At 68.0% G+C, this 22194-nt stretch carries 20 protein-coding genes; 12 read left to right on the top strand and 8 right to left on the bottom strand.

Translation table 11 applies throughout. The annotated features are described in order from the left end of the window. Positions 1 to 267: 267 nt before the first annotated feature. A complete protein-coding gene (locus tag KEG57_RS12680) occupies positions 268 to 1038 on the bottom strand; it encodes a hypothetical protein (protein WP_272458498.1) in 771 nt (256 codons plus the stop codon). Between the two features lie 464 nt (positions 1039 to 1502). Between KEG57_RS12680 and KEG57_RS12675 the strand changes: the two genes are divergently transcribed. Together KEG57_RS12675 and KEG57_RS12670 are read left to right on the top strand one after the other, a co-directional pair. Beyond that, positions 1503 to 1856 carry a hypothetical protein gene (locus KEG57_RS12675; protein ID WP_272419851.1) on the top strand — a complete coding sequence of 118 codons (354 nt, stop codon included), beginning with the start codon at positions 1503 to 1505 and terminating at the stop codon, positions 1854 to 1856. Next, on the top strand, positions 1853 to 2479 hold the full coding sequence (locus KEG57_RS12670; protein ID WP_272419852.1) for a hypothetical protein: 627 nt from the start codon (positions 1853 to 1855) through the stop codon (positions 2477 to 2479). The genes KEG57_RS12675 and KEG57_RS12670 overlap by 4 nt, the downstream gene beginning before the upstream one ends. Positions 2480 to 2489: 10 nt before the next feature. Here the strand turns inward: KEG57_RS12670 and KEG57_RS12665 are convergent, their stop codons facing one another. The 3 genes from KEG57_RS12665 to KEG57_RS12655 form a co-directional block, all read right to left on the bottom strand. Beyond that, positions 2490 to 3353: a hypothetical protein gene (locus KEG57_RS12665; protein ID WP_272419853.1), complete on the bottom strand. Its 864-nt coding sequence runs from the start codon at positions 3351 to 3353 to the stop codon at positions 2490 to 2492. 16 nt (positions 3354 to 3369) lie between these two features. Beyond that, positions 3370 to 3576 (bottom strand): hypothetical protein, encoded by a 207-nt coding sequence (locus tag KEG57_RS12660; protein ID WP_272458497.1) that lies wholly within the window; start codon positions 3574 to 3576, stop codon positions 3370 to 3372. A gap of 488 nt (positions 3577 to 4064) precedes the next feature. Beyond that, complete coding sequence (locus KEG57_RS12655; RefSeq protein WP_272419855.1) at positions 4065 to 5279, bottom strand: hypothetical protein; 1215 nt, start codon at positions 5277 to 5279, stop codon at positions 4065 to 4067. Between the two features lie 156 nt (positions 5280 to 5435). Between KEG57_RS12655 and KEG57_RS12650 the strand changes: the two genes are divergently transcribed. Continuing rightward, on the top strand, positions 5436 to 7172 hold the full coding sequence (locus tag KEG57_RS12650) for an aldehyde dehydrogenase family protein (RefSeq protein ID WP_272419856.1): 1737 nt from the start codon (positions 5436 to 5438) through the stop codon (positions 7170 to 7172). A gap of 98 nt (positions 7173 to 7270) precedes the next feature. Next, a complete protein-coding gene (locus tag KEG57_RS12645; RefSeq protein WP_272419857.1) occupies positions 7271 to 8452 on the top strand; it encodes a PAS domain-containing protein in 1182 nt (393 codons plus the stop codon). Positions 8453 to 8455: 3 nt separating this feature from the next. On the opposite strand, the gene KEG57_RS12640 is transcribed toward KEG57_RS12645, so the two are convergent. Then, positions 8456 to 8965, bottom strand: a complete 510-nt coding sequence (locus tag KEG57_RS12640) for a hypothetical protein (RefSeq protein ID WP_272419858.1) — start codon at positions 8963 to 8965, stop codon at positions 8456 to 8458. Between the two features lie 129 nt (positions 8966 to 9094). Continuing rightward, positions 9095 to 9874, bottom strand: coding sequence for an enoyl-CoA hydratase/isomerase family protein (locus KEG57_RS12635; RefSeq protein WP_272419859.1), 780 nt, complete (start codon positions 9872 to 9874; stop codon positions 9095 to 9097). Between the two features lie 88 nt (positions 9875 to 9962). Here KEG57_RS12635 and KEG57_RS12630 point away from each other — a divergent pair, with 88 nt between their 5' ends. The 5 genes from KEG57_RS12630 to KEG57_RS12610 all read left to right on the top strand — a co-directional run bounded on the left by KEG57_RS12630 (position 9963) and on the right by KEG57_RS12610 (position 15996). Beyond that, positions 9963 to 10583, top strand: a complete 621-nt coding sequence (locus KEG57_RS12630) for a TetR/AcrR family transcriptional regulator (RefSeq protein ID WP_272419860.1) — start codon at positions 9963 to 9965, stop codon at positions 10581 to 10583. 20 nt (positions 10584 to 10603) lie between these two features. Beyond that, a complete protein-coding gene (locus KEG57_RS12625) occupies positions 10604 to 11911 on the top strand; it encodes a monooxygenase (protein WP_272419861.1) in 1308 nt (435 codons plus the stop codon). Positions 11912 to 12163: 252 nt separating this feature from the next. Further along, positions 12164 to 12544, top strand: coding sequence for a hypothetical protein (locus KEG57_RS12620; protein ID WP_272419862.1), 381 nt, complete (start codon positions 12164 to 12166; stop codon positions 12542 to 12544). 195 nt (positions 12545 to 12739) lie between these two features. Then, positions 12740 to 14983 (top strand): ATP-binding domain-containing protein, encoded by a 2244-nt coding sequence (locus KEG57_RS12615; protein WP_272419863.1) that lies wholly within the window; start codon positions 12740 to 12742, stop codon positions 14981 to 14983. A gap of 221 nt (positions 14984 to 15204) precedes the next feature. Continuing rightward, positions 15205 to 15996, top strand: a complete 792-nt coding sequence (locus KEG57_RS12610) for a hypothetical protein (RefSeq protein ID WP_272419864.1) — start codon at positions 15205 to 15207, stop codon at positions 15994 to 15996. A 41-nt stretch (positions 15997 to 16037) separates the two neighbouring features. Here KEG57_RS12610 and KEG57_RS12605 read toward each other — a convergent pair whose 3' ends face one another. Both KEG57_RS12605 and KEG57_RS12600 read right to left on the bottom strand, forming a co-directional pair. Beyond that, positions 16038 to 18368 carry an ankyrin repeat domain-containing protein gene (locus KEG57_RS12605; RefSeq protein WP_272419865.1) on the bottom strand — a complete coding sequence of 777 codons (2331 nt, stop codon included), beginning with the start codon at positions 18366 to 18368 and terminating at the stop codon, positions 16038 to 16040. 32 nt (positions 18369 to 18400) lie between these two features. After that, positions 18401 to 18910 (bottom strand): hypothetical protein, encoded by a 510-nt coding sequence (locus tag KEG57_RS12600; protein WP_272419866.1) that lies wholly within the window; start codon positions 18908 to 18910, stop codon positions 18401 to 18403. An 83-nt stretch (positions 18911 to 18993) separates the two neighbouring features. On the opposite strand from KEG57_RS12600, the gene KEG57_RS12595 reads away from it, so the two are divergent. The 3 genes from KEG57_RS12595 to KEG57_RS12585 all read left to right on the top strand — a co-directional run bounded on the left by KEG57_RS12595 (position 18994) and on the right by KEG57_RS12585 (position 22177). Then, positions 18994 to 19506 carry a hypothetical protein gene (locus tag KEG57_RS12595; RefSeq protein ID WP_272419867.1) on the top strand — a complete coding sequence of 171 codons (513 nt, stop codon included), beginning with the start codon at positions 18994 to 18996 and terminating at the stop codon, positions 19504 to 19506. Positions 19507 to 19538: 32 nt separating this feature from the next. Further along, on the top strand, positions 19539 to 21065 hold the full coding sequence (locus tag KEG57_RS12590) for a mechanosensitive ion channel family protein (RefSeq protein WP_272419868.1): 1527 nt from the start codon (positions 19539 to 19541) through the stop codon (positions 21063 to 21065). A 77-nt stretch (positions 21066 to 21142) separates the two neighbouring features. After that, entirely contained in the window at positions 21143 to 22177 is a 1035-nt protein-coding gene (locus KEG57_RS12585) for an SDR family NAD(P)-dependent oxidoreductase (protein ID WP_272458496.1), read from the top strand. The last annotated feature ends 17 nt before the right edge of the window (positions 22178 to 22194 follow it).

Raw genomic sequence — 22194 nt, 5'->3', positions numbered from 1 at the left:
CGGGCTGTAAGGCTACCCCCAGGCTTCTCCAGGATACAAGCAGGTTCTACCGCCCCACTTTGTGATCTGGCAAGCCAAATGGCCTACCCGGGTAGGCCGCAACCGCCGCAAACAGCCCGTTCGGGCTCTCCGCAACCCGTTCAGCCCGGTTCCGGGGACCTCGCGGCCTCCCGGGAACGCCATCGAAGCTGCGCCACCCACCCGATCGGCCTCCTCGCGCCCCTTGCGGGGGCTTCGGACATGCCGATCGGCTGCCGCGTGTTGCCTTCACCCGTTCGCGGCAGACCCTCCGGCCTCTTGGACCGCGTTTCCCCCCGAAGGCCGCTTCTGCGTGGCCTCCCGGAACGCGTCGATCGGCCGCAGCGCCGTCCGGGCCCGCGTGATTGTCGCCGGCTCGTCTCGCTCCACCGTGGCGAGCACCTTCGTCGCGTAATCGACGAGCTCTTCCCCCATGGCGCGCACGTGCTCGCCGAGGTCCTCGGTCAGCGCCGTTTCGCGCTGGAGGAGACCCGCGACCATCTTGCCATATGCGACGTGCTGCGTGCGCACGTTGTCGAGGAACTCCTTGCCCGCGATCCGGTCGATATCGGTCGCGAATCCCTCGCCGTCGATGCGCCGGAGCACGGACTCGGCGATGGCATATTGCTCCGGGTAGGACTCGGTCAGGAACGAGAGGCCGCCTTCGCCGAACAGATTCGCGAGGATCTCATTCGAGCGTCGCGCGTCCGGATACGTGGCCTCGGGGAGCAACGTATAGGACTGGAGCCGCCCGCGCAGCGCGCTCCACGAATTGTCGCCCGCACGGTCGATGGGCCGCGAATCCTCGTCCGTGCCCTTGCCGAGCGCCTTCTTGCGCGCCGTATGCGCGACCTGCGCGGCCTCGGCCGTATCGACGAGCCGCTTGGCGGCCTTGTTCACCGAGGAAGGCATCCCCGCGGGGCAAGCTTCCGCGAGGACGCGGCACAAGGTGATACCGCCCTCGAGGGTCATGATCGGGGCGCGGGCGTAAAGGGCGGGATCGAGGGAAGATTGGGACATGTGAGCCCGCTTAACACACATGGCGGGCAGGGGGAAGGGGGGTGTTCGCGCGCAGACGCGTGCGGTTCACGGCAGCCCTCTGGACAGGTGCTGGCCGAGGACTAGGATGACAAGAGATCGAATACACGATGGATCGTGCCAAGAAACCGCGTCCCCGGCTTGCTTTCATAGCAGCGGCCGTTCTGTTCGTTTGTGTCTTCGGTGCTGGCATTTTCGTCGGCAGGTCGCTTCCGGAACGAACCCCATCAGTTTCCTCGAAGGACCCAGCGGAACGGCCTGCGGATCGCGCGACGCGGGCAGAGCTTTCGGCGTGTCAAGAAAAACTGGCGGCCCATTCGCAAGCACGAGCGACCCCCTCGGACGCCGCGGCTCCTCCCGAGGCAGCGAACCGAGACGCGGCCGAGAAGCCCGCCACCGTCGAGGCGCTGGGAGGGGAGCTCTCGCAATGCAAGAGGCGCGCGTTCTTGACCAGCGCGGAGGTCTGCGTCGCCGCGGCCCGTCAATTCCATGCGTTGATGGCCTTGCCCAAGGATGGCTTGATGTGCGGGCCCAAGTCGCGGGCCGCGGATCTCGTCGAGGAGAACTTCGAGCGTTGCGCCGCGTTCGCAGACGTTCCCCCCGACGTTCGCGCCGACGAGCTCACGAAGGAGCAATCGAGCCTCGTCGCGGAGGCGGTCCGGATCCATCGGACGCTCACGGAGGAAGAGCTGCTCCGCCGTCTGAAAGAGTTCGTCTTCACGTGTACCGAGACGCCCCCGAAGTACCCTCCGGGGGTGGATTGGTCGAAGCAGCGGAAGCCCAACGAGGTTCCCCTGTGAACGAGCGTCCCGAGCGTGCCGGCCTCGTCGTGCGTCTCCTCGTCGGGCTGACCGTGGTCGCCCTCGTGTTCGGCGGGGGCGTGCTGGTCGGTTGGGCGACCCGAGAGCGAAGGCCGCCGGCCCGATCGAAGAGCGCGGAGCCTGTCTCCGCGAAGGAGGCGAAGAAAGAGATCGCGGCGTGTCGAAAGGAATTGCGACGGCTCGCGAAGGAGCAGATCGCTCCGCCTGTCGCTGTGACGCAAGACGCCGCGCCGGAGGAGGTGGCCAAGGTCGAGGCTCTACGGCGAGAGGTCCAGGAATGCAGGGTGCGAGAGACTTTGCAGAATGCTTATGTTTGCGGGACCATCGGCGATCACATCAACTTCTATCACGTCCTGGCACACGGCACGTTGTGCGCGGACCCTCCGGGGATTGGAGAGTACCTTCTCAACAGCCTCGACAAGTGCGCTGAGTTCGATGAGTTTCCTGCCCATCTGGACGAAGACGAGCTGACGCGAAGTGAATCGGCAAGAATTTACGAATCCCTCATCGAGCACGACGCTCAGAGCAAGAAAAACTTGGTCGAAGGCATGCAATGGACACGCCGCGAGTGCCGTCGCATCTGGGCGCTGCCCAAGGAATGAGCGAACGCGATCACAACGTCATCTCCCAGGCCGTCTGGGCGGGCGGGGCTGCTTCGGGGGGAGAACGAACCAGGTCGGAGGAAGGCGGCTGCGTCTGTGCTCCGCGGACACGGTCGGTCCTGCCTTCGTCGAGCTTTTCGAGCGCGAGGGTCAAGGCACCCCAGAGCCGCCACTGAAGAGGTACCGGGCCAGAAGAGAACGTGATGGGTGAGCGGAGCTCGAAGCCGATCGCCATCCTGTAACGCCTTATCGTCAGATCGCTCCCCCGGAACGCGAACGAGGGTACGATGTCGACGCTGACGTTGGTACCGCCGACCATGAACCCCAGGTTCGCCTGCGCGTGTTTCAGGTAAACGGCGTAGACCCGTATACCGCCGAGATACGCAATCGACAGGGGAACGTCCCGGGACCACGGCAGGATGGCTGCAGACGCCGCCCCAGTGAGCTGGATCAACGGCAGCGGCGTCTCCCAGAGATTGAGGTGGCCGGCCGTGGCAGGGGCGCCCGTGACGATGCCGCTCACGGGCTCGCTCGGCCTCTGCGAGCCTTGCCCGCGGGCGGCCATTTGCAGGATCCACCCGCCACGCCGGTTGTCGAAGAGAGGGATACCCACACTGATGCTCGCTTCGCCGACCCCAGGAGGGAGCACGGGCGTCCCGCTGGCGCAGGGAGAGTACCGCATCTGCCTGTATGAAAAACGCGACGTGGCGAGGACCGGAATCCCCGCCACGCGCTCTCTAACTTGCACCTGCCCGGCGCCCCAGTACCCCTGAAAGGACTCGGGGGGCGCGCAGGGGCCCTCCTGGGCGAACACCTCCGCGGGGCAGATGAAGGTGGAAACGATGCCGGAGATCGCGAGGAGGCGCACGAGCATGATCAGCCCACGCCCCTCACTCTTGGAGGATGATCTCCACATCGTCCATGGGGTGCGCCGCATACTGTCCCCGCTTTGGGCAGACCAAGAAGTTCAACCCCGCGTACACGATCTGGCCATCGGGGCTGAATTCTTTGACCACGTCAGGTGGATCGATGACATGGCAATACCCCGATTCGAAGTAGACGAAATCCCGACTGCAATAATTTTGAAACTGCTGCATCAGATAAACATACTCCGAGTAGGTGGCATTCTTTTGGCGGACTTCGTCGCACGGAGGGCCATACACCTGTCCCCCGTGGAGGAGCGGTTTCTCGGAGTAGTTCCACCCCTGGCAACACTCGACCAAGCACTCCACAGGGACGCAGTTGTCATCGAACCAGGGCCCCAAGCTGGGCTGTGCTTCCTCCGGCACGTCCCCGAACGTGCAGCCCGCGAGGGCGGACGCCGCCATGGCACCGGCCGTGATCACGGATGCTCGCCGAACCGCTGCCCGAACGATCCGGGCAGGCATCCAGTTCATCCATCGGTGAACGCGACAGGGAGGAAGGTTCGTCACGGGGGAAACGTATCAGGGGCGGTTTTCGCCTTGCAAGTATTGCAAGGCGCCGCCCCCGTGCGGCCAAGGTGGCCGTCGCGCTCCCGTCATCGCCGCGCTACGGGGTGGAACCGAGCAAGGCCTCCGGCATGCCCGATTTCACCCCGCAATGATCAGAACGTCACGCCAAGCCCGAACGTCCCCAAAATCTGAATCGCCCCTTCTTTATCGTAAAACGTCACCCCCACGCTCGGGAAGCGGGGATCCTTCGACTCCGCAATCACCGTGACCGGATCGGCCAGCGCCACGCCGATGCCAATGCCGCCGGACAGCGAGAATCCGCCGTCGCGCGTGAATACCGTGGTGTTGCCGATCATGCCGCCCAGAATCATCGAGCTCACGTTTTGCGTCGCGCTCACGTTCGTGAGCTGCGGGTGCGTCACGGTCGCGTCGAAGCTCTCGTAGCCGACGTGGCCCTTCAGCCAGAAGCCGCGCAGCGCCTTGCCCTCGAAATACACGCCGACATCGCCGGCGAGGGCCCAGCCGCTCGCGTCGAGGTTTTCCGTCGGCGAACCCCAGATCCACGTCGGCGAGATTTGCAGCGCGATGGGGCCCCAGACGGCCACCTCCGCCTCGAAGCTCAGGCGCCGGAAGAGCAAATCGAACGGATTCACGCGGGCCGACCAGCGACAGCATTTCGGGGGCGGCGGCGGAGGCGGAGGCGTCGGGCCCGTGCCCGTGCCCGCGCCCGCCGCGTTCGGATACCCTTGCGGCGGCGGATACCCTTGCGGATACCCTTGCGGATACCCCTGCGGATACCCCTGCGGATACCCTTGCTGCGGATATCCCGGTTGCTGTTGGGGATACCCCGGTTGCTGTTGCGGGTAACCGGGTTGCTGCTGCGGGTAGCCGGGTTGCTGCTGCGGGTAGCCGGGTTGCTGTTGCGGATATCCCGGTTGCTGCTGCGGGTAGCCCGGCTGTTGCTGCGGATACCCCTGCGGATATTGTTGCGGATATCCCGGTTGCTGCTGCGGGTAGCCCGGCTGTTGCTGCGGATACCCTTGGGGATATTGCGGAGGATATCCCGGTTGCTGCGGAGGATACCCCGGCTGCTGCGGCGGGTAGCCCGGCTGCTGCGGCGGTGTGCCCTGCGGCGGTTGCCCTTGCGGAGGCGCGCCCTGTTGCGGCGCTTGTCCTTGCTGCGGCGCTTGTCCCTGCTGGGGCGGCGTGCCTTGCTGCGGCGGCGCGGCCTGCTGCGGCGGAGGCGTCGGGAGCGCGGTCGGGGCCGGCGCGGTGGGGGCGGGCTGCTGCGCCGGCGCGGCCGCGGTCACGCTGAGCGCCGTCGTGACCGTCGCGAGCAAGATCCAGGGCGAAGAACGAAGTGCCATCGTCTGCGAATGTACCGGAGCCGCGCCCCGCGCGCCACGACACAAGCAACGCTCCAGCGCGTCGTCGACGTTTGGGGGCTCCGCTCCGAGATCGGAGCTCCGCCCCCAAGCCCCCTGTCGAATCCCTCCGCCGTCTGGGCTACCCTCGCCACCCCCATGACCGTCAGCGTCGCCGAAGACCGCCCTCTGTCCCGCGTGGAGCCGAACCACGCAGACCTCGACCGCGCCCTCGCCGAGCTCGGCGACAGCGCCCGCGCCTTCGCGCGTTTGCCCCCGCGGGACAAGGCCCGGCTCCTCCGCGAGGAGGTCCTGCCCCGCGTCGAGGCCTCCGCCCTGCGAATGGTCCAGGCGAGCTGCCACGAAAAAGGCATCGACGCCGCCGCCCCCATCGCCGGCGAGGAGTGGCTCGCCGGCCCCTGCACCATCGCCAGCAACGTCGCCGCCCTCGCCGACGCCCTCGACCAGATCGCCACGCGCGGCGCGCCCCGCTTGCCCTTCCGCGCGGTCCGTGAAGAGAACGGCCGCACGAAGGTCCGCGTCTTCCCGATGCGCGGCGCGGACGGCGCGTTGCTCTCCGGGTTCACCTGCGACGTGCACCTCGAACGAGGCGTGCGCCGCGCCGATGTCCGCGCCGAGCAGGCCACGTTTTACCGGCAAGCCGATCCCGAGGGCGGCATCTCCCTCGTGCTCGGGGCCGGCAACGTCGCGAGCATCGGGCCGATGGATACGCTGCACACGCTCTTCAACGAGGGCCGCGTCGTCCTCCTCAAGACGAGCCCGGTCAACGCTTACCTCGGCCCGATCCTCGAGGACATGCTCGCGCCCCTGATCTCGCGCGGGTTCGTGCGGATCGTGCACGGCGGGCCGGAGGTCGGCAGCTACCTCGCGTCGCACCGCCTGGTCTCGCACGTGCACATCACGGGCTCGCAGCACACGCACGACATCATCGTCTGGGGCAAACCCGGGCCGGAGCAGGACGCGCGGCGGGCGGCGAACGATCCCGTCCTGAAGAAGCCGATCACCTCGGAGCTCGGCAACGTGAGCCCCGTCGTCGTCGTGCCCTACCTCTACGCCGAGGACGAGCTCTGGTTCCAGGCGCGCAGCATCGCCACGCAGATCGTCAACAACGCCTCGTTCAACTGCAACGCCGCGAAGATGCTCGTCCTCGCCCGCGGCTGGGCGCAGCGGGATCTGTTCCTCGACAAGCTCCAGCAAGCCCTCGGCGAGGTGCGCCCGCGGAAAGCGTATTACCCGGGCGCGGAGCAGCGTCACGCCTCGCTCGTGAAGGGGCACGACCGCGTGCGTTTCATCGGCGAGGCGAGCCCCGGTGTCTTGCCCTGGACGATGATCACCGACCTCGACCCCGCGGATGCGCGCGAGCCCCTCTTTTCCACCGAGCCCTTCTGCGGCATCGTCAGCGAGGTTTCGGTCGGCTCCGACGACCCGGCCGAGTTCCTCGCCGCCGCGACGCGTTTCTGCAACGACACCCTCTGGGGCACGCTCTCCGCGTCGATCGTTTGTCCGAGCATTTTGGAGGACGATCCCGTCGCCTCCGCCGCGCTCGAGCGCGCCATCGACGAGCTCCGTTATGGTGCCGTCGCCGTGAATCACTGGCCCGGGCTCGTGTACGGGACCGTCACGGCCCCGTGGGGCGGTCATCCGAGCGTGACGCTCGCCGACGTGAAGAGCGGCATCGGCTTCGTCCACAACACGGTCATGCTCGGGCGTATCGAGAAGGCCGTCCTCCGGGGTCCGCTCAAGACGTTCCCGCGGCCTCCCTTCTTCTACGATCACCGCAACATGGCCGTCACGGCGGAGCGGCTCCTCCGGTATTATGCCCGGCCCGGATGGGGGCGTATTCCGGCCGTCGCAATGGCGGCACTCCGCGGTTGACGTTTCCTCTTCGTGCACGATTTCTCCCAGGTTGGTCTTGACCCGGGCCGACCCCACGGTTCTGATGGATCTCGGACGCGCTTGCGTTTTGCACGACGATGCATCGAGATCCCAGCGCCGAGCGTTTTTTCCGGTTCCAGTCCGCTCCTTGCCTCGAGGTCGATTTCGACGGAGCGATCGGGGCCGCGAACCCGGCGTTTTGTCAGGTCGCCGGGCGGAGCGAGGACGAACTCCAGGCCGCGGGCCTCGTCGCGCTCTTCGCGCCCGATGCCCGCGCGGAGGTATCGGCGGCGCTCGCGCGCGGGGCGGCGCGGGAGGTCGTCACGTTTGATCTCCCGCTCGTGCGGCCCGAGGGAGAGCTCCGCTGGCTCGAATGGCGCGGCGTCACCTTCCCCGAGCATCGGGTTTTTCGCATTGTCGCGCACGACGTGACCGCGCTCTGGCGCGCGGAGGCGGAGGCGCGGGAGCGAGAGCGGTTTCTCGGCACGCTCCTCGGCAACCTCCCGGGGATGGCCTACCGGTGTCGCAACGATTCGCATTGGAGCATGGAGTTCGTGAGCGCGGGATGCGAGGCCGTCTGCGGGTACGGCGTCGACGAGATGCTCGAGAATGCGAAGGTCTCCTGGGGCGACCTGATCCACCCGGAGGACCGGGGCGGCGTCTGGAGAGATGTGCAGGCCGCGATCGACGCGCGCGCGCCCTACCATCTCAAGTACCGGATCCGCACGAAATCGGGCGAGGCGCGGTGGGTGGAGGAGCAGGGGCGCGGCGTGTTCGATACGTCGGGCGTGTTCCTCGCGCTCGAAGGGTTCATCACGGACGTGACCGTGCGCATGCTGGCCAAGCAGGAGCTCGAGGCGAAGCTCCGCGTGATCGCCGAGCAAAAGGAGCAGATCCAGCACCTCTCGCTGCCGATCATCGAGGTCTGGGACGGCGTGATCACGCTCCCCGTGGTGGGCAAACTCGACGATCAGCGCGCCGAGCGGATCATGCAGGGATTGCTCGATACCGTGGTGCGGACGCAGAGCCAGCACGTGATCATCGATCTCACGGCCGTGGAGGAGGTCGACGGGGCCGTGGCCGAGCACATCGTGCGGATCCTGCGAGCCGTGCAGCTCCTCGGCGCGGAGGGCGCGCTCTCGGGCATGCAGCCGAAGGTGGCGCAGGCGCTCGTTTCGCTTTCGGCCGACCTCGGCGGCGCGCGCACGTGGCCGGACCTGCGCGCCGCGCTTCGCGCCAGCATGCGCGTGCCGGCGCGGGCGGTGGGCGCGAAGCGGTGATCGTCAACGCCCGCGGTCGATCCGCACCCGCACCGTCGGAATGAAATCCCGCGACACGGTGCGCCCCGTGGTGAATGCACCCGGCCGCTGGACGAGGATGTTCGTGTACTGGATGCGGGCGAGCTGCGCGTACGAGCGGCCCGGACAATCGATTTCGGGCATGTGATCCTGGACGCGCAGCGTGAGCGTCGTGCGCACGTTGCCGCGGACATCGGCGCGGGCGAGCCGCGCGTCGTCGACCGGAATGCTCGCGATGCGCTGGCCGCGCGGCCCGCCGAGGGGCTGGCCGCGGTGATCGACGCACACGAACGTGGCCAGCGCGCGGGCCGATCCGATGTAGCCGACCTCGGAGCGCTGAGGCAGGAAGATCTCGGAGATATCGAGCGAGAGGTCGCCGAATTCGTCGATCGTCGCGTCGTCGATGGAGAGATTCATGGCTGCCGCCTGGCCGGCGCAGAGCGCGACGGCGGCGCCCGAGAGCACGGCGAGAGCCGCTCCCAGCGTACGTTTCATGATGTTTCCCCCTTGTCGAATGGAACGGACGTGCGTGTTCCGTCCGGTGGCATTGTCCATCCGGCCATGCAAGAGGGCGGCCGTCCGTGCGGCTCGGATCGATTCGAGGGAACCGCGAGAATCGCGGAATCAGCGACCGGAGAATGCCGGTTTTCTTTTTTCGCTGGCGGCGCGGAGACCTTCGCCGAGATCCTCGCTCGCGTAACTCACGGCCTGCTCGTAAGCCTCGCGGTCGAGGGCATGGGCGAGCGCGCCGCGGTCGATGCCGAGGGAGCGCTTGAGCGCGCGCACCACGAGCGGGGCGGATTCCGCGATCTGGGCGGCGAGCTCCGCGGCGCGGGGGCGCACGCGATCGCCGGGGAGCGCTTCGAGGGCCATGCCCCAGGCCGCGGCGTCGCGGCCCGTGAAGCGGCGGCCGGTGAGCAGGAGCTCCGCGGCGCGTTCGGCGCCCACGCGGCGCGGCACGAGGTACGTCGCGCCCATGCCCGGGTGCAGGCCGAGCGACGCGAAATTCACCGCGAGCCGGCTGTCCTCGTCGACGACCACGAGGTCGGCCGCGAGCGCGACGCAGAGCCCCGCGCCGATCGCCGGCCCTCGCACGGCCGCGACCACGGGCACGTCGAGCTCCGTGATCGACAGATACCGGTGGTAAAACCCGAGCATGAAGGCCCGCGCCTCCGCGAAGCTCGCGGCGCGCAGGCGCTCCAGCATGGCGAGGTCGCCGCCCGCGGAGAATGCGTCTCCCGCGCCCGCGAGCACGACGGCGCGGACGGACGCGTCACGCGCGATCTCGCGCACGCGCGCGGCGAGCGCGTCCCCGAGCTCGGGGCTCATGGCGTTTTTTCGGCGAACGTCGTCGAGGACGAGCGTGGCGACGGCGCCGTCGCGTTCGAGGTGGACGTCGGGCATGCGAGCCCTCTAACACGATAGAACATGCACTTGGTGTGCAAAAAAACTACTTGCACTCGGAGTGCAGATAGGTAGAGTCATCGTCGCGATGCACACCAAGGAGCCCGCCACGCAGACGCCGGCCGATGGGCGCCACGCGCGCGCCGAGCGCACGCGGGAGGCGATCGTGGAGGCACTGCTCGCGCTGCTCGGGGAGGGCGTCTTGCGTCCTTCGGGCGAGCAAATCGCCGAGCGCGCGGGGGTGTCGCGGCGGGCGATCTGGAACCATTTCACCGACCTCGACGATCTGCTCGCGTGCGCGGCGCGGCGGCGGATGGAGACGGTCATGCCGCTCTGGCCGAAGCTACCGCGGGACGGAACGGCGGCGGAGCGGGCGCGGGCCGTCGCCGAGGGGGTGGGTCGGTTCCACGAGCACGTCGCGCCCGTGCGCCGCGCGGCCGTGCTTTTCGCGCACGACCTGGCATTCCTCGCGGGGCAGCTCCGCGAGGCGGCGCGCATGCATCGGGCCGCCATTCGCGCGGTGTTCGAGGCCGAGATCGAGGCGGCGCCCGAGGAGACGCGGGCGGTCTTGCTCGCGGGGCTCGCGGCGGCGGCGAGTTTTTCGATGTGGGAGGAGCTTCGGAGGAACCAGGAGCTCTCGGTGGACGAGGCGACCTGCGCCGTGCGGATCGAGCTCGAGGGAATGCTCGAGCGCGCGGCGCGGAATTAGGCGCGGTGAAGGAGGAGAACATGCTTGCTTTCGACGGTGTTCGGATCGCGTGTGTGCTCGTGGCGCTCGGTGCTTTGGCGGGCTGCACGAATGGCGGGAGTAGCGGCGGCCCGGGTACGCCCGCGGCGGGAGCCCTGACGTACCATCGCGACATCAAGCCGCTCGTCGATACGAAATGCGGCAAATGCCACGCGGAGGGCGGCGTCGGCCCGTTCGCGCTCACGACGTACGAGGAGGTGCACGCGATGCGCGGCGCCGTCGAGGCCGCCATCGTGGCGAAAACGATGCCGCCCTGGCCCGCGGACAACGATTGCAACGAGTACCTCGGCAACAGGTCGCTCACGGACGAGCAAATCGACACGATCTCGCGCTGGATCGCGGACGGGGCGCCCGAGGGCAACCCGGCGGACGCGCCCGTGCCGGTCGAGGACACCGCGCAGACGCTCTCCCGCGTCGACCTCGAATTGCCCATCCCCGAGGCGTACACCCCGAAGGTCTCGCCCGACGATTACCATTGCTTCTTCGTCGACTGGCCCGCGGAGGAGACGACGTACATCACGGGCATGGGCGTCGAGCCGGGGGAGAGGTCGATCGTCCATCACGTGATCGCGTTCGTGGCGAAGCCCGACAACCTCGCGGATTTCCAGGCGCTCGACGACGCCGAGCCGGGCGTCGGCTGGACCTGCTACGGCGGCCCCGGCGGCGGTCCTTCGTCGGCGGGCTGGGTCGGCGCGTGGGTGCCCGGCAGCACCGGCGCCGATTATCCGGCGGGCACGGGGATCGAGATTCCCCCGGGATCGAAGCTCATCGTGCAGATGCATTACAACACCTCGGCGGCGGCGGCGGTGCCGGATCAGACGAAGCTCCTCGTGCGAACGGACAAGACCGTGGAGAAGAAGGCCGCGATCATGCCGTTCACGAAGATCTCCTGGGTCACGCAGCAGACCATGACGATCCCCGCGCACACGAGCGACGTCATGCACGAGGTCATGGCCGATCCGTCGCCGTATTTGAATATCGCCACGGGCGGCGCCCTGCCGTCGAACACACCCGTCAACATCTACACGGGTGGCGTGCACATGCACACGCGCGGCAAGAGCGGCTCGCTCCGGGTCGTGCGGGGTGATGCGGAGGAATGCCTGGTTGACATCCCATCCTGGAATTTCCACTGGCAGGGGTCGTATGCGTTGAAAGCGCCCACTCGCTTCGAGCCGGGCGATCAACTTCATCTGAAGTGCACCTGGGACAACACCGAGATGTACGACATAAATTGGGGCGAGGGGACGAACGACGAAATGTGTCTCGGAACGGTCTACGTCAGCGAATGACCCTACCTGGACGCGCGATGCCCTACGGGGAGCTACGGCGATCGCAGGCTCCCTGATCATCCCGAGCAGACGACGGCCGCCATTGCCGGATGGTTCCGACCTCGGGGATCTCTATTCATTCGCTTGACTCCAAACGATTCTAAGGGATCCTCGAAGGGTTCGCGGCGTTAATCGCGCCTAACTTCCGCCGCGAAATGGATTGTCACTTGGGGGCCTCGAAGGGTGCTCGAGGTTCCACACAGGAGTCACGCCATGGGTTTTGCGAAGCTCGGGATGGTGTCGGTCGCTTGCTGTCTTTTTGCGATCGGCTGCGTGGCCGATCGCGACGACATCATGTCGCTCGAATTCACGGATTCGCAGCCGTTGAGCGTCGAAGCCAAGCCCGAGCTGCCGGACAAGCCCGACAAGCCGGAGCCGATTCCTCCGGTCGAATCGTGCGGGCCGCCCAGCAACAATAAGGTGCTCATCTGCCACGTCGTGCCGCAGTTCCAAGACATTACCCTGTGCGTCGACGACCACGCCGTGCCCGCGCACCTGGCTCACGGCGACACGCTGGGCGCATGCCCGGGGCAACCGGTCCCCCCCAAGCCCCCTGAATATCCTGACTACCCCGATTACCCCCCGAAGCCGTAGCTCGGCGCGAGGTGGGCTTCGGCAGGGGGCACGTCGGCGCGTGACGCTCGCGGCTTCCGCGGCTCGCGGCGTGCCCCCTCGCCGACGACATATATCCTAGCAAAAACATTCTTCTTTTCAAGTCTTGCTGGAACCGGGCCTAACCCGTAGTTTCCGCCTCGCCGGTGACCTTTTCGTCACCCGGCGGGAGGGAGCATGGAAGGTACGGGCGAACGGCCCATTTCCAGCGAACCCGGGTCCGTCGTTGCCGAGGAGCTAAGGCTCCTCGCGAGGACACGTGAGGCCCTCGCAGAGGCGCGAGGCCCTCGCCGCGGCGCACGGCCGGACGGGGAAGGCCTGCGCGCGCTCCGGGACGCATGGAACACGGCCGGCGAGGAGGACAGGCCCGCATTGCTCGCGCAAATGCACGAGGAGCAGGCTCGGCTGGAGCGGGCGCGCGAGGATCGTTTCCCGGATCCGGCGGCGCCTTATTTTGCGCATCTGCGTGTCCGCGTGGCGGGTCGGACGCGCGACGTGATGCTCGGCGCGGCGCCGCTGCTCGACGGCAAGCGCGGCGTCACCATCGTGGAATGGCGGAAATCGCCGATCGCCGAGGTGTTTTTCTCGTGCGAGGAGGGCGAGGACTACGAGATCGAGGTGGACGGCCGCATCATCGAGGGCAAGGTTGAAGAGCGGCGGCTCCTCACGTTCGAGGGCGGCGCGCTCGCGAGCATCACCGTCCCGGGCGGCGTGCTGCTGCGCGAGGGCGACACGTGGCGCTTCGAGCCGCGCGCATGGGCTCCCCGGCTCGTGGACCCCACGTCCCCGCGACGGACGCCGGAGACCCGCAATCCGTTCATCACGCTTGATGCCGAGCAGCAGGCCCTGGTCGATCGGGAGCCATGCGCGCCGCTGCTCGTGCTCGGCTCGGCCGGCTCGGGAAAAACCACGGTGGCGCTCCACCGCGTGGCCGCGTTGCGTCGGCGGTTTCCGGATGTCTTTCCGGCCAAACGTATGCTCGTGCTCGTCCCCGAGCCAGGGCTCCGTCGTCTGTCCGAGCGGATTCTCGAAGGACTCGCGGTGGAGGGCGTGCTTGTCCGCACATTCGAGGACTGGATTCGCGCCGAGGCGCGCCGCGTGTTCTCGTGGCTCCCGCACCACGAGCCGCCGGATCCGCCGTTCGCCGCGTGCCGCTTGAAACGTCACCCGGCGCTTTTTGCGGCGATCGATCGGCTGATCGACGAGGACACGAGCGCCCTCGCGCGCAAGCTCGACCGCCTGCTCGGCTTCCGCGGTGCGCTGCGGAAGGAACTCGAAGCGCGGAATGAGCCGATCCTGCGGGAACGGCTGCAGGCGATCGAGGCGGGTTTGGCGAGGGAAACGCCCGGCGAGAAAGGGCGGCTCCTCTGCGAGGCGCTCGCCGAGGAGCAGGACAAACTCGCGCGGGTGCGGGGCGATCACCGGAGGCTCGTGGGGGATCGGGCGTTGCTCGCGCGTGCCGTCGAGGCGTCGGAGGGTGATCTGCCGGCGGGGATCGTCGAGCAGGTCGCGGCGCACACGAAGCAGCAGCTCGCGATGACGAGCGAGGAGGCGTATGCGCACGTGGACGCGGACCGGCTCGCCACGCTCGATGGGCGGACGCTCGATGCTGGCACGCCCGAGGAGACGTCGGGCACGGTGGACGTGGAGGATTATGCGATCCTCTTCGAATTGCTCTACCGCCGGACGGGCGCGGGCGCGACGAAGGCCGGCACGCTCTCCCGGTATGCGCACATCGTGCTCGACGAGGCCCAGGAGCTCGCGCCGATCGAGCTCCGCGTGATTGGGCGGGCGCTCGATCCGCAGGGCAGCGTGACCGTGGCCGGGGACGCGGCGCAACGAATCGATCGGTCGGGCCATTTCCGCTCGTGGGAGGCCGTGATGGAGGCGCTTTCCGTGCGGAGCGAGCCGGCGTTTTTGGAGACGTCGTACCGCTCGCCGCGGCCCGTCGTGGAGTTTGCCCACGTGATCCTCGGCGCGGAGGCGCCTGCCGAGGTGCCGCGCGCGCCGCGGGAGGGCGCGGATGTGCTGCGGACGATCGTACCCGGCGAGGGGCACGCCGCGGCGGTCCTTTGCGAGGCGCTCCGGCAATTGCGCGCCGACGATCCGTATGCGTCGGTGGCGATCATCGCGCGCGACGAGCCTTCTGCGCGGGCCGTGCACGAGGCCGTCGCCCGGGGCATGCCGTGCCGACTCGTGCGGGACGGGGACTTTTCGTTCGGGCCGGGGATCGAGGTGACGGAGGTGTCCGAGGTGAAAGGCCTCGAATTCGATTACGTCATCGTCCCGGATGCGAGCGCGAAGGTTTGGCCCGACGCCCCGGATCATCGACGGGCGCTCCACGTGGCCGTGACGCGTGCGATGCGGCGGGTGTGGATCCTGTCGCCCGGGGAGCCCTCGCCGATTTTGCCTTCGCAATGAGGTGCCGCGTTGGTTTGGTGAGCTGAACGGTGTAACCAGCGTTGCGGACGAGGGGGCTCGTGTTGGGGCTTCTACGCATAAATGCGTATTTTTTGATTCCCAGGTGACGTGTTACTTGGGAACACGTGCGAAGCGATGAACTCCGCGATCCCTCTTGGGATCGCGGAAACTCGCGCACCTGTCGCACGAACCAAGCTCGAACTCGAAGGCCAAGAAATACGATGAAACTTTCGTACCATCTCGCGTGTGTGCTGCTCCTGGGTACTTCTGGATGCGTGGTGGAGGCTATGGATGATGAGCTCGCCGCCGAACTGGCAGTCGGGCACGAGGACACGACGGAAGACACGGGCACGGCCAGCGAGGAACTTCAATCCACGGGAGAAGTGGGGTTGGCGCAGGGGCAACCTGTGGTGGGCCTGGGCCCCACGTCGGACCGCGTCTGCTTTTTGACGGGTATAAAGGGCAACTTTGCGGGGCTTACGGAGCGTGTCCGAGTCTACACGAGCGGCGGCTCCTGGTACTTGGATGTGGACTCGGCGCAGACGGGGGTGGGCGCCTGGGCGAGCTGCGCGTACGCTGCCGCTGGCACCTACACGGGGGAATACACCTGGGACTCGGCAGTCGACAACTACCCGAAACACATGGGCACTGCGACCGGTCGCGTGTGCTTTCTCACCCGCATTCAGGGAGGGTTCAATAACGGCAGCGAATGGGTCCACCTCTATGTGTCGGGCGGGGATTGGTACATGACAGGCAAAACCGGCGGACCTGCCCTCCGAGCTGGCGCGCGGTGCGTATCCGTCCCCTCGTACAGCGGTGAAGTTTCCTGGGGCACCGACGATCTTGCACAGTATGTGGGGTCGACGAAGGGATACTCTTGCGGCTTGACCAGGATCATCGGAAGCTTGGATAGCGGAGCCGATAAAATTCACTGCGATCGTATCACGGACTCGTGGTATCTGACGGGCCAGGCGACGACAGGTAACTTGGGGGTGCGCGCGCGCCTCTTCTGAGCCCCGGACAGATCCAGTCAAATCCCCCCTGAATCGTTCCCTCAGAAAAGCAGCTTCACCGCCTCGGCAAGCTCCGCCGGCGAAAGGACGCTGTTCGCCGGCACCGGCCCGTGGCCGACCAGGTAATCCACGGCGCGCAGCCCTTTCGTATCGGCCGCGTATTTGTCGGCGCCCGCGTCGAGCAACAGCCGGATCATCGGCAGCGACCCGCGCGCGGCCGCGTACATGAGCGCCGTGCGCGCGTCGTGTGCGATTCTGAAAGAACCCCACCTGAACGTCGTATCGTCCACGAGCGCGCCGCGCTGGAGCAGGATACGCGCGGACTCCACGCGGTCCTGCTGCGCGGCCGCCATGAGCGGGGTTTTTCCAAAATCATTCCGCTCGTTCGGATCGACCTCGAGATCGAGCTCTTTCTCCTTGCCGGGTTCGGCCGAGATCTCCAACAGGACCGGCAGTGCAGCCGGATCGAGCACCGCCATGTGGAGGAGCGGATCCCGGCCCGTGTTTGCCGCGCATTTGTCGAACGGCGCGAGGCGCGCCGCGTCCTTGTGCTCGCCCTTCTCGATGAACGCGCGGATCTCCGCGGCCGGCGCGCCATCCGCGACGAGCTTGCGCAAGGAGCGGGGCGGCGGCGCGTCGCCGCACGAGGCGCCCCAGACGACCTCGAAAAGTCCCACGTGCGCGGCGTGTTTCGCCTGCTTCTCGTCGAGCCCCCGGGTCTGGTAATGCGCGACGAGCTTCTTCTCCAGGGCCTCGGCGAGGTGGGAGAGCCGGCCGAAGATGACGCGGCTCTCGGGCGTCATGTACGACCAGGTCTCGTAAGGCGCCATGGCCGGCTCGGGTTTGTCGAGGAATTCCTTCGGGGCGACCCGCATCGTCTCCTCTCTCTGCTTGAGCGCGGCTGCCAGCGCGAAGCGCATCGTGCCCCCGTGATTGACGTAGAAATTGCCGTCGGCCTCGACGGTCGCCTCCGTGTACGCTGCGAGCTCCCGGTCGGGGAAGCCCCGCACGAAGCCGCGTCCCCAGGCGCAGCCCGAGCGCGGGAGGAAATTGTCGCGGTTGCCTCCGAAGAGCGGCGTCGTCGCTTCGAGGATCTTCGGCCGCGCGAGGAGCACGGCGCAGGGGATGGCATAAAACGCCGACGTCGTATTCGCGGCCTCGGTCGAGGAGGCGACCCGGAGGATGCCGAGCAAGCTCTCGTCCGTGCCATCGTAGGCGCGGAGGTCGATGGAGCTGTCTTCCAGGACGACCTCGTCCTGGTTTTTCTTCGCGGCGGCGCGGCTCGCTTTCTCGACCTCGCCGAGCAGCTTTTTGATCTTCGCGTCACGCGCCGCCGATTGCGGTCGAAACGCGTGCAAGAAGAGCGCGTAATCGAGCTTGCCCACGGCGTCCTTCTTCGACGCCGCTTCGAGCGGCTTCTCCGCCGCGTCGGGTTTTTCTCCCATGAACACGATCGCGTCGCCGCGATCCCAGGGCTCGGCGGGCACCGCCGGATCGGCGGCGGCGGGCGTTTCCTTCGGCGGCTCGGGTTTCTTGGGGAGCACGTCCGCCACGGTCCCCGCTGGGTCCTTCGCAAAACGCTCCATCAGGTCGAAATCGAGCTCCCGGCCTTTGGGCGTCGGGCAGCCGAGAACCGGACCCGCGGCCTTTTCGAGGCGCTTCGCGGCCGCCTCGACGAGGGCGCGACGGCCGAGGATCGTGCGGCAGGGCAGGCGCAGCCAATCGCCGTCGCGGAACCGGTCCGTCTCCCGGAGGACGACCCCCTCGTACCGCTTGAAGAGGTTGTAATCGGCGTTCTGGAAGTCCTCCCCGTTCGCGAGGACGAGCGCGGCGTCGACGAGCCGCATCGTGGCCACGAGCCGGATCATCGTCCCCTCGGGCCCCTCGGCTTTCGCCGCGGCGATCGCCCCGACGCGGCGCACATAATCGGCATTGCTGCCGTCTTTGGGTTTGGCGTCGTTCGAGCCGCCCACGAGCGCGTCGAGCTTCGATTGCGCCTCCTTCGCCACCGCGGCGAGTTTGTCCGCCGCGCTCGCATCGCCGTCGAGCACGGCCTTGTACGCCCCGACGAGCGCTTCGAACGGGTGCGCCTCCACGCCGGCAGGCAGTTTCACGGGCTCTTTTCCGTCGACCACGCGTTCGAGGTTGCCCTGCATGCGCGCGAGGACGCGGCGCGGCTGGTCGTACTCGCCCGTCCGCGGCTCCCGGGGCTTGGCGATGGGCGCGGGCGCGGACGCGGAGGCCGACGCGGAAGCATCCGGGGACGGCGGGCCGGCCGCGGGTTTGTCGCAAGCGACGACGAGCCCCGCCGCGAGGACGAGCGAAGACCACGAGGCGAACGCGCGCGCGCGCGTGCCGAAGGCGAGCAACATGGCGGCATCGTACACGCCGCTCGGCGCGGATGTCAGCGGCCGACGGCGAACGCGACGAGCGCGGCGAGCGCGACGGCGATCGTCGCGTACGTCGCGGCCCTCCAGGTGTCGAGCGGCGAAGCGCTGGCACGCGGCGCGGCTGGCTCGATGCGCGGCGCGTCCGTCATGGCGGGCTCGCACCACGTGACGCCCTCGCTCGCGGCGGCGCCCGCGCGCGCTTCGAGGTGGAGCTGCGCGATCCCCGCGCCGTCTTCGCCGAAGGGCCGCAGGATCCGCAGCACGACGCCGCTCTCGAGCTCGCTCGGCAAGCGCACGCGCACGCGGCGTGTCGTCGGATCTCCCGGGACACGATGGCCGCCACGCCGGCCGCACCCGTCGCAGCCGCCGCCGTCGCAGCGGGCGCAGGCGACGCGCGCGGGGATCACGACCTCGATCACGGCGCCCGCCCAGCCGCGGGGCACCTCGATCACGAGCCGCCCGCGTGGCTTGTCGCAGGCGTCGAGCGCGGCAGGATCCAGGACGCGGGAGAGGGCCTCGCCCATCGCCCCCATTCATGCCTCGAACCGGGGCCCAGGGGAAGAAAGATCCTGCTGGCTCCCGGCGGAGTGGATGTATGCTGCGCGCGATGAAGCAAGCCGTCGCTCTTTCGATGGTCGCCCTCGGGCTCGCGTTCGCCGCGGGTTGTGGCGCCAAGGTCGTCGTGGACACGCCTGGCGAGGGAGCGGGCGGTGCCGGCGGGACGAGCCAGTCCTCGTCCGACGGCCCGGGGCCCATTACGAGCGTGGGTCCCGGCCCCATGGTGTCGAGCGTCGGCCCGGGCCCTGGTCCTGGCTCCGGCCCGAGCGTCGTGAGCAGCTCCGCGACCGGCCCCATGAGCTGTGACAACCAGGGCGATTGCCCGTTCTGTATCGAGTGCGGGACGAACTCGATCTGCAACGGGCTCTGGACGAAGTGCCTCGCGACCCCGTCGTGTGAGGGTCTCCTGAATTGCCTCCCGAGCTGCCAGGACCAGATCTGCTTCGACAAGTGCCTGGATACGTTCCCCGACGGGATCGCGCTCTACAACGAGACCGCGAGCTGCCTCGTTTGCCAGTCCTGTTTCAACGATTGCGACGGCGCGGGCCAGGGCTGCCCCTGAGGGCGCCGTCAACCTGAACTTTCTTGCAAGCCATGAGCACCGAACCCCCACAGCATATCCTGCAAACCCTCGGCGCGGGCGCGATCGGCATTGGCATCGGCGCGGCGGTGCTCCTGCTCTGCGCGCTCGCCCTGCCGCGCGCCGAGCGAAAAGCCACGCTGCGCACGCCGCTCGTCCTGCTCGGGCTGCACGCCTTGACCGTGCTCGTCCGGCTGCCTCTGCCGGAAGGAAAGATCAACCGCGGGCTCGAGGTCCTCGGCCTGTTTTTCCTGCTCATGTCGCTGGCCCGCGCGATCTTCGTGCTGGTCGTCGACGTGGTCGTCAGTGCGCGGCTGTCGAAGCCGCTGCCGCGGATCATCCGCGACATCGTGCAGGGGCTCGTCTTCCTCGGGGCGGTCGCGATCGTCCTCCGCGAAGTGGGCGTCGAGCCCGGCTCCTTGCTCACGACGTCCGCCCTGCTCACGGCCGTGATCGGCTTGTCCTTGCAGGAGACCCTGGGCAACCTCTTCGCCGGGCTCGCGATCCAGGCGCAGACGCCGTTCGAGGTCGGCGATTGGATCGGGATCGACGGCGATCCGAAGCTCATCGGCCGGGTGGTCGAGATCAACTGGCGCGCGACGACGGTGCTAACGCTGGAGCAGGTCGAGCTCGTCATCCCGAACGGCGTGCTCGCGAAGACGACGATCCGCAATTTCACGAAGCCGACGAACATCGCGCGACGCACGGTGACGGTGCAGGCGCCTTACGAGGTTTCCCCGCGCCGCGTCGAGGAGGCCTTGCTCGAAGCGGTGCATGAAGTCCCCGGCATCCTCACGCAACCGGCGCCCACGGCGCAGACGCGCGACTTCGCCGACAGCGGCATCCAGTACGTGGTCAACTACTTCATCGAGGATTTCGCGCTGCGCGATCGGATCGACTCCATGGTCCGGCACCGGATCTGGTACGCGTTCAAGCGCGCCGGCATCTCGATTCCGTACCCGATGCGGACGGTGCACACGCACGCGGTGACGGCGGAGTCGCGCGCGGAGGAGACGAAGCAGGACGCGACGCGGCGAATGGCGGCGCTCGGGGCGGTTCATTTCCTCGAGCCGCTGCCCGAGGCATCGCTGGAGCGGCTCGCGGCGCTCTCGCGCACGTGCCATTTCATGCCCGGCGAGGCGGTCATCCGGCAGGGCGAGATGGGCAGCGAGCTCTTCATCGTGCAGAAGGGCGAGCTCGCGGTGATCGTGGGCCGCGGCGAGGGCGGGAGCGTCGCCGAGGTGGCCCGTCTCGGCCCCGGGCAATTCTTCGGGGAAATGTCGCTCATGACGGGCGAGAAGCGCGCCGCCACGGTGAAAGCGACGACGGACTGCGAGCTCGTCGAGGTGAGCAAAGGCGCCTTCCAGGAGGTGCTCGCCGCGGATCCCCGCCTCCTCGAGCAGATCACGCGCGCCCTCGTCGATCGCCAGATCGCCCTGGAAGAGAACCTTTCCGCGCGCGCATCGAGGAGCTCGCGGGCCGAGGCCGACGCGAAGAGCTCGGCGCTGCTTGCCAAGATCCGGCAGTTTTTTCAACTATAACATTCTGCTGGACGTCGGGCCCGGTCGCCTGTTCGTCGTGGTACGCGGTTTGCCCCTCGAAAGCCAGGGAGGGAGCCGTGGCGCGATTTCTACACGGGCGCATGTCGGGGGGTACCGCGCTGGCCGGATTGGCGGTGCTGGGTTTGTCGTTCGGCTGGCTCGCTCGTCGGGCGCGCGCCATTAGCCTGCGAGGCAAGGTCGCGGTCGTGACCGGCGGGTCGCGGGGGCTCGGGCTGCTCATGGCCGAGGAGCTCGTCCGGCAGGGGGCGCGCGTGGCCATTTGCGGGCGAGATGGGGACGCCGTGGACCGCGCGACGAAGCTTTTGCTCAGCCGGCACGGAGCGGACGTGCTCGGCGAGGCGCGGGACCTCGGGGATCCGGCCGAAGCGGCCGCGTTCGTCGACAGCGTGGTTTCGCGGTTCGGGCGGATCGACGTGCTCGTGAACAATGCGGGCGTGATCCAGGTGGCCCCGCTCGACATGATCGACGCGGCGAAGCTCGATGAAGCGATGCGCTCGAATTTCTGGAGCGCGGCGCACATGACGTTCGCGGCGCTCCCGCACCTCGGGCCGGACGCGCGGATCGTGAACGTGACCTCGGTCGGCGGCCGCGTGCCGCTGCCGCACATGATCGGCTACACGGCCTCGAAATTCGCGATGGTGGGTTTTTCGGAGGCGCTCGCCGCCGAGCTCCGCGCGCGCGGGACGAAGGTGACGACGGTGGTGCCGGGTCCGATGCGGACGGGCTCGTTCTACAATGCGGAGTTCCTCGGGCGGCAAAGGGAGGAGTTCGCCTGGTTCAGCGTGCTGTCGTCGCTGCCGCTGTTCTCGATTGATGGGAAGATCGCGGCCGAGCGTATCGTGCGCGCGGCGCGGGAAGGGCAAAGGGAGGTGCACCTCGGGCTCGTGGGGCGGATCTTGCCGGTGCTGCATGGCCTGGCGCCGCGGCTGTTCGGGGTGATTTCCACGGCGATCGCGCGCCTCTTGCCGCCGCCGGGCCATAGCGAGGAGCGGTGGCGGGGCCGCGAGATCAATTCGACGCTGCCGGGGTCGTTCCTCCTGGAGCTCGGGGATCGGGCGGCGCGGGAGAACAACGAGGAGCCGCCGGTCTGAAAGGCCGTGCTCCGTCG

Source organism: Polyangium jinanense, from assembly GCF_028435365.1.
The sequence above is the reverse complement of the archived record's forward strand: the minus strand, read 5'-3'. Positions and strand labels throughout refer to the sequence as shown.

Excerpts from the sequence above, each read along its gene's own strand:
- KEG57_RS12680 (WP_272458498.1), bottom strand. The coding sequence starts at position 1,038 with ATGTCCCAATCTTCCCTCGATCCCGCCCTTTACGCCCGCGCCCCGATC.
- KEG57_RS12665 (WP_272419853.1), bottom strand. The coding sequence starts at position 3,353 with ATGCTCGTGCGCCTCCTCGCGATCTCCGGCATCGTTTCCACCTTCATC.
- KEG57_RS12660 (WP_272458497.1), bottom strand. The coding sequence starts at position 3,576 with ATGCAGCAGTTTCAAAATTATTGCAGTCGGGATTTCGTCTACTTCGAA.
- KEG57_RS12655 (WP_272419855.1), bottom strand. The coding sequence starts at position 5,279 with ATGGCACTTCGTTCTTCGCCCTGGATCTTGCTCGCGACGGTCACGACG.
- KEG57_RS12650 (WP_272419856.1), top strand. The coding sequence starts at position 5,436 with ATGACCGTCAGCGTCGCCGAAGACCGCCCTCTGTCCCGCGTGGAGCCG.
- KEG57_RS12645 (WP_272419857.1), top strand. The coding sequence starts at position 7,271 with ATGCATCGAGATCCCAGCGCCGAGCGTTTTTTCCGGTTCCAGTCCGCT.
- KEG57_RS12640 (WP_272419858.1), bottom strand. The coding sequence starts at position 8,965 with ATGAAACGTACGCTGGGAGCGGCTCTCGCCGTGCTCTCGGGCGCCGCC.
- KEG57_RS12635 (WP_272419859.1), bottom strand. The coding sequence starts at position 9,874 with ATGCCCGACGTCCACCTCGAACGCGACGGCGCCGTCGCCACGCTCGTC.
- KEG57_RS12630 (WP_272419860.1), top strand. The coding sequence starts at position 9,963 with ATGCACACCAAGGAGCCCGCCACGCAGACGCCGGCCGATGGGCGCCAC.
- KEG57_RS12625 (WP_272419861.1), top strand. The coding sequence starts at position 10,604 with ATGCTTGCTTTCGACGGTGTTCGGATCGCGTGTGTGCTCGTGGCGCTC.
- KEG57_RS12620 (WP_272419862.1), top strand. The coding sequence starts at position 12,164 with ATGGGTTTTGCGAAGCTCGGGATGGTGTCGGTCGCTTGCTGTCTTTTT.
- KEG57_RS12615 (WP_272419863.1), top strand. The coding sequence starts at position 12,740 with ATGGAAGGTACGGGCGAACGGCCCATTTCCAGCGAACCCGGGTCCGTC.
- KEG57_RS12610 (WP_272419864.1), top strand. The coding sequence starts at position 15,205 with ATGAAACTTTCGTACCATCTCGCGTGTGTGCTGCTCCTGGGTACTTCT.
- KEG57_RS12605 (WP_272419865.1), bottom strand. The coding sequence starts at position 18,368 with ATGTTGCTCGCCTTCGGCACGCGCGCGCGCGCGTTCGCCTCGTGGTCT.
- KEG57_RS12600 (WP_272419866.1), bottom strand. The coding sequence starts at position 18,910 with ATGGGCGAGGCCCTCTCCCGCGTCCTGGATCCTGCCGCGCTCGACGCC.
- KEG57_RS12595 (WP_272419867.1), top strand. The coding sequence starts at position 18,994 with ATGAAGCAAGCCGTCGCTCTTTCGATGGTCGCCCTCGGGCTCGCGTTC.
- KEG57_RS12590 (WP_272419868.1), top strand. The coding sequence starts at position 19,539 with ATGAGCACCGAACCCCCACAGCATATCCTGCAAACCCTCGGCGCGGGC.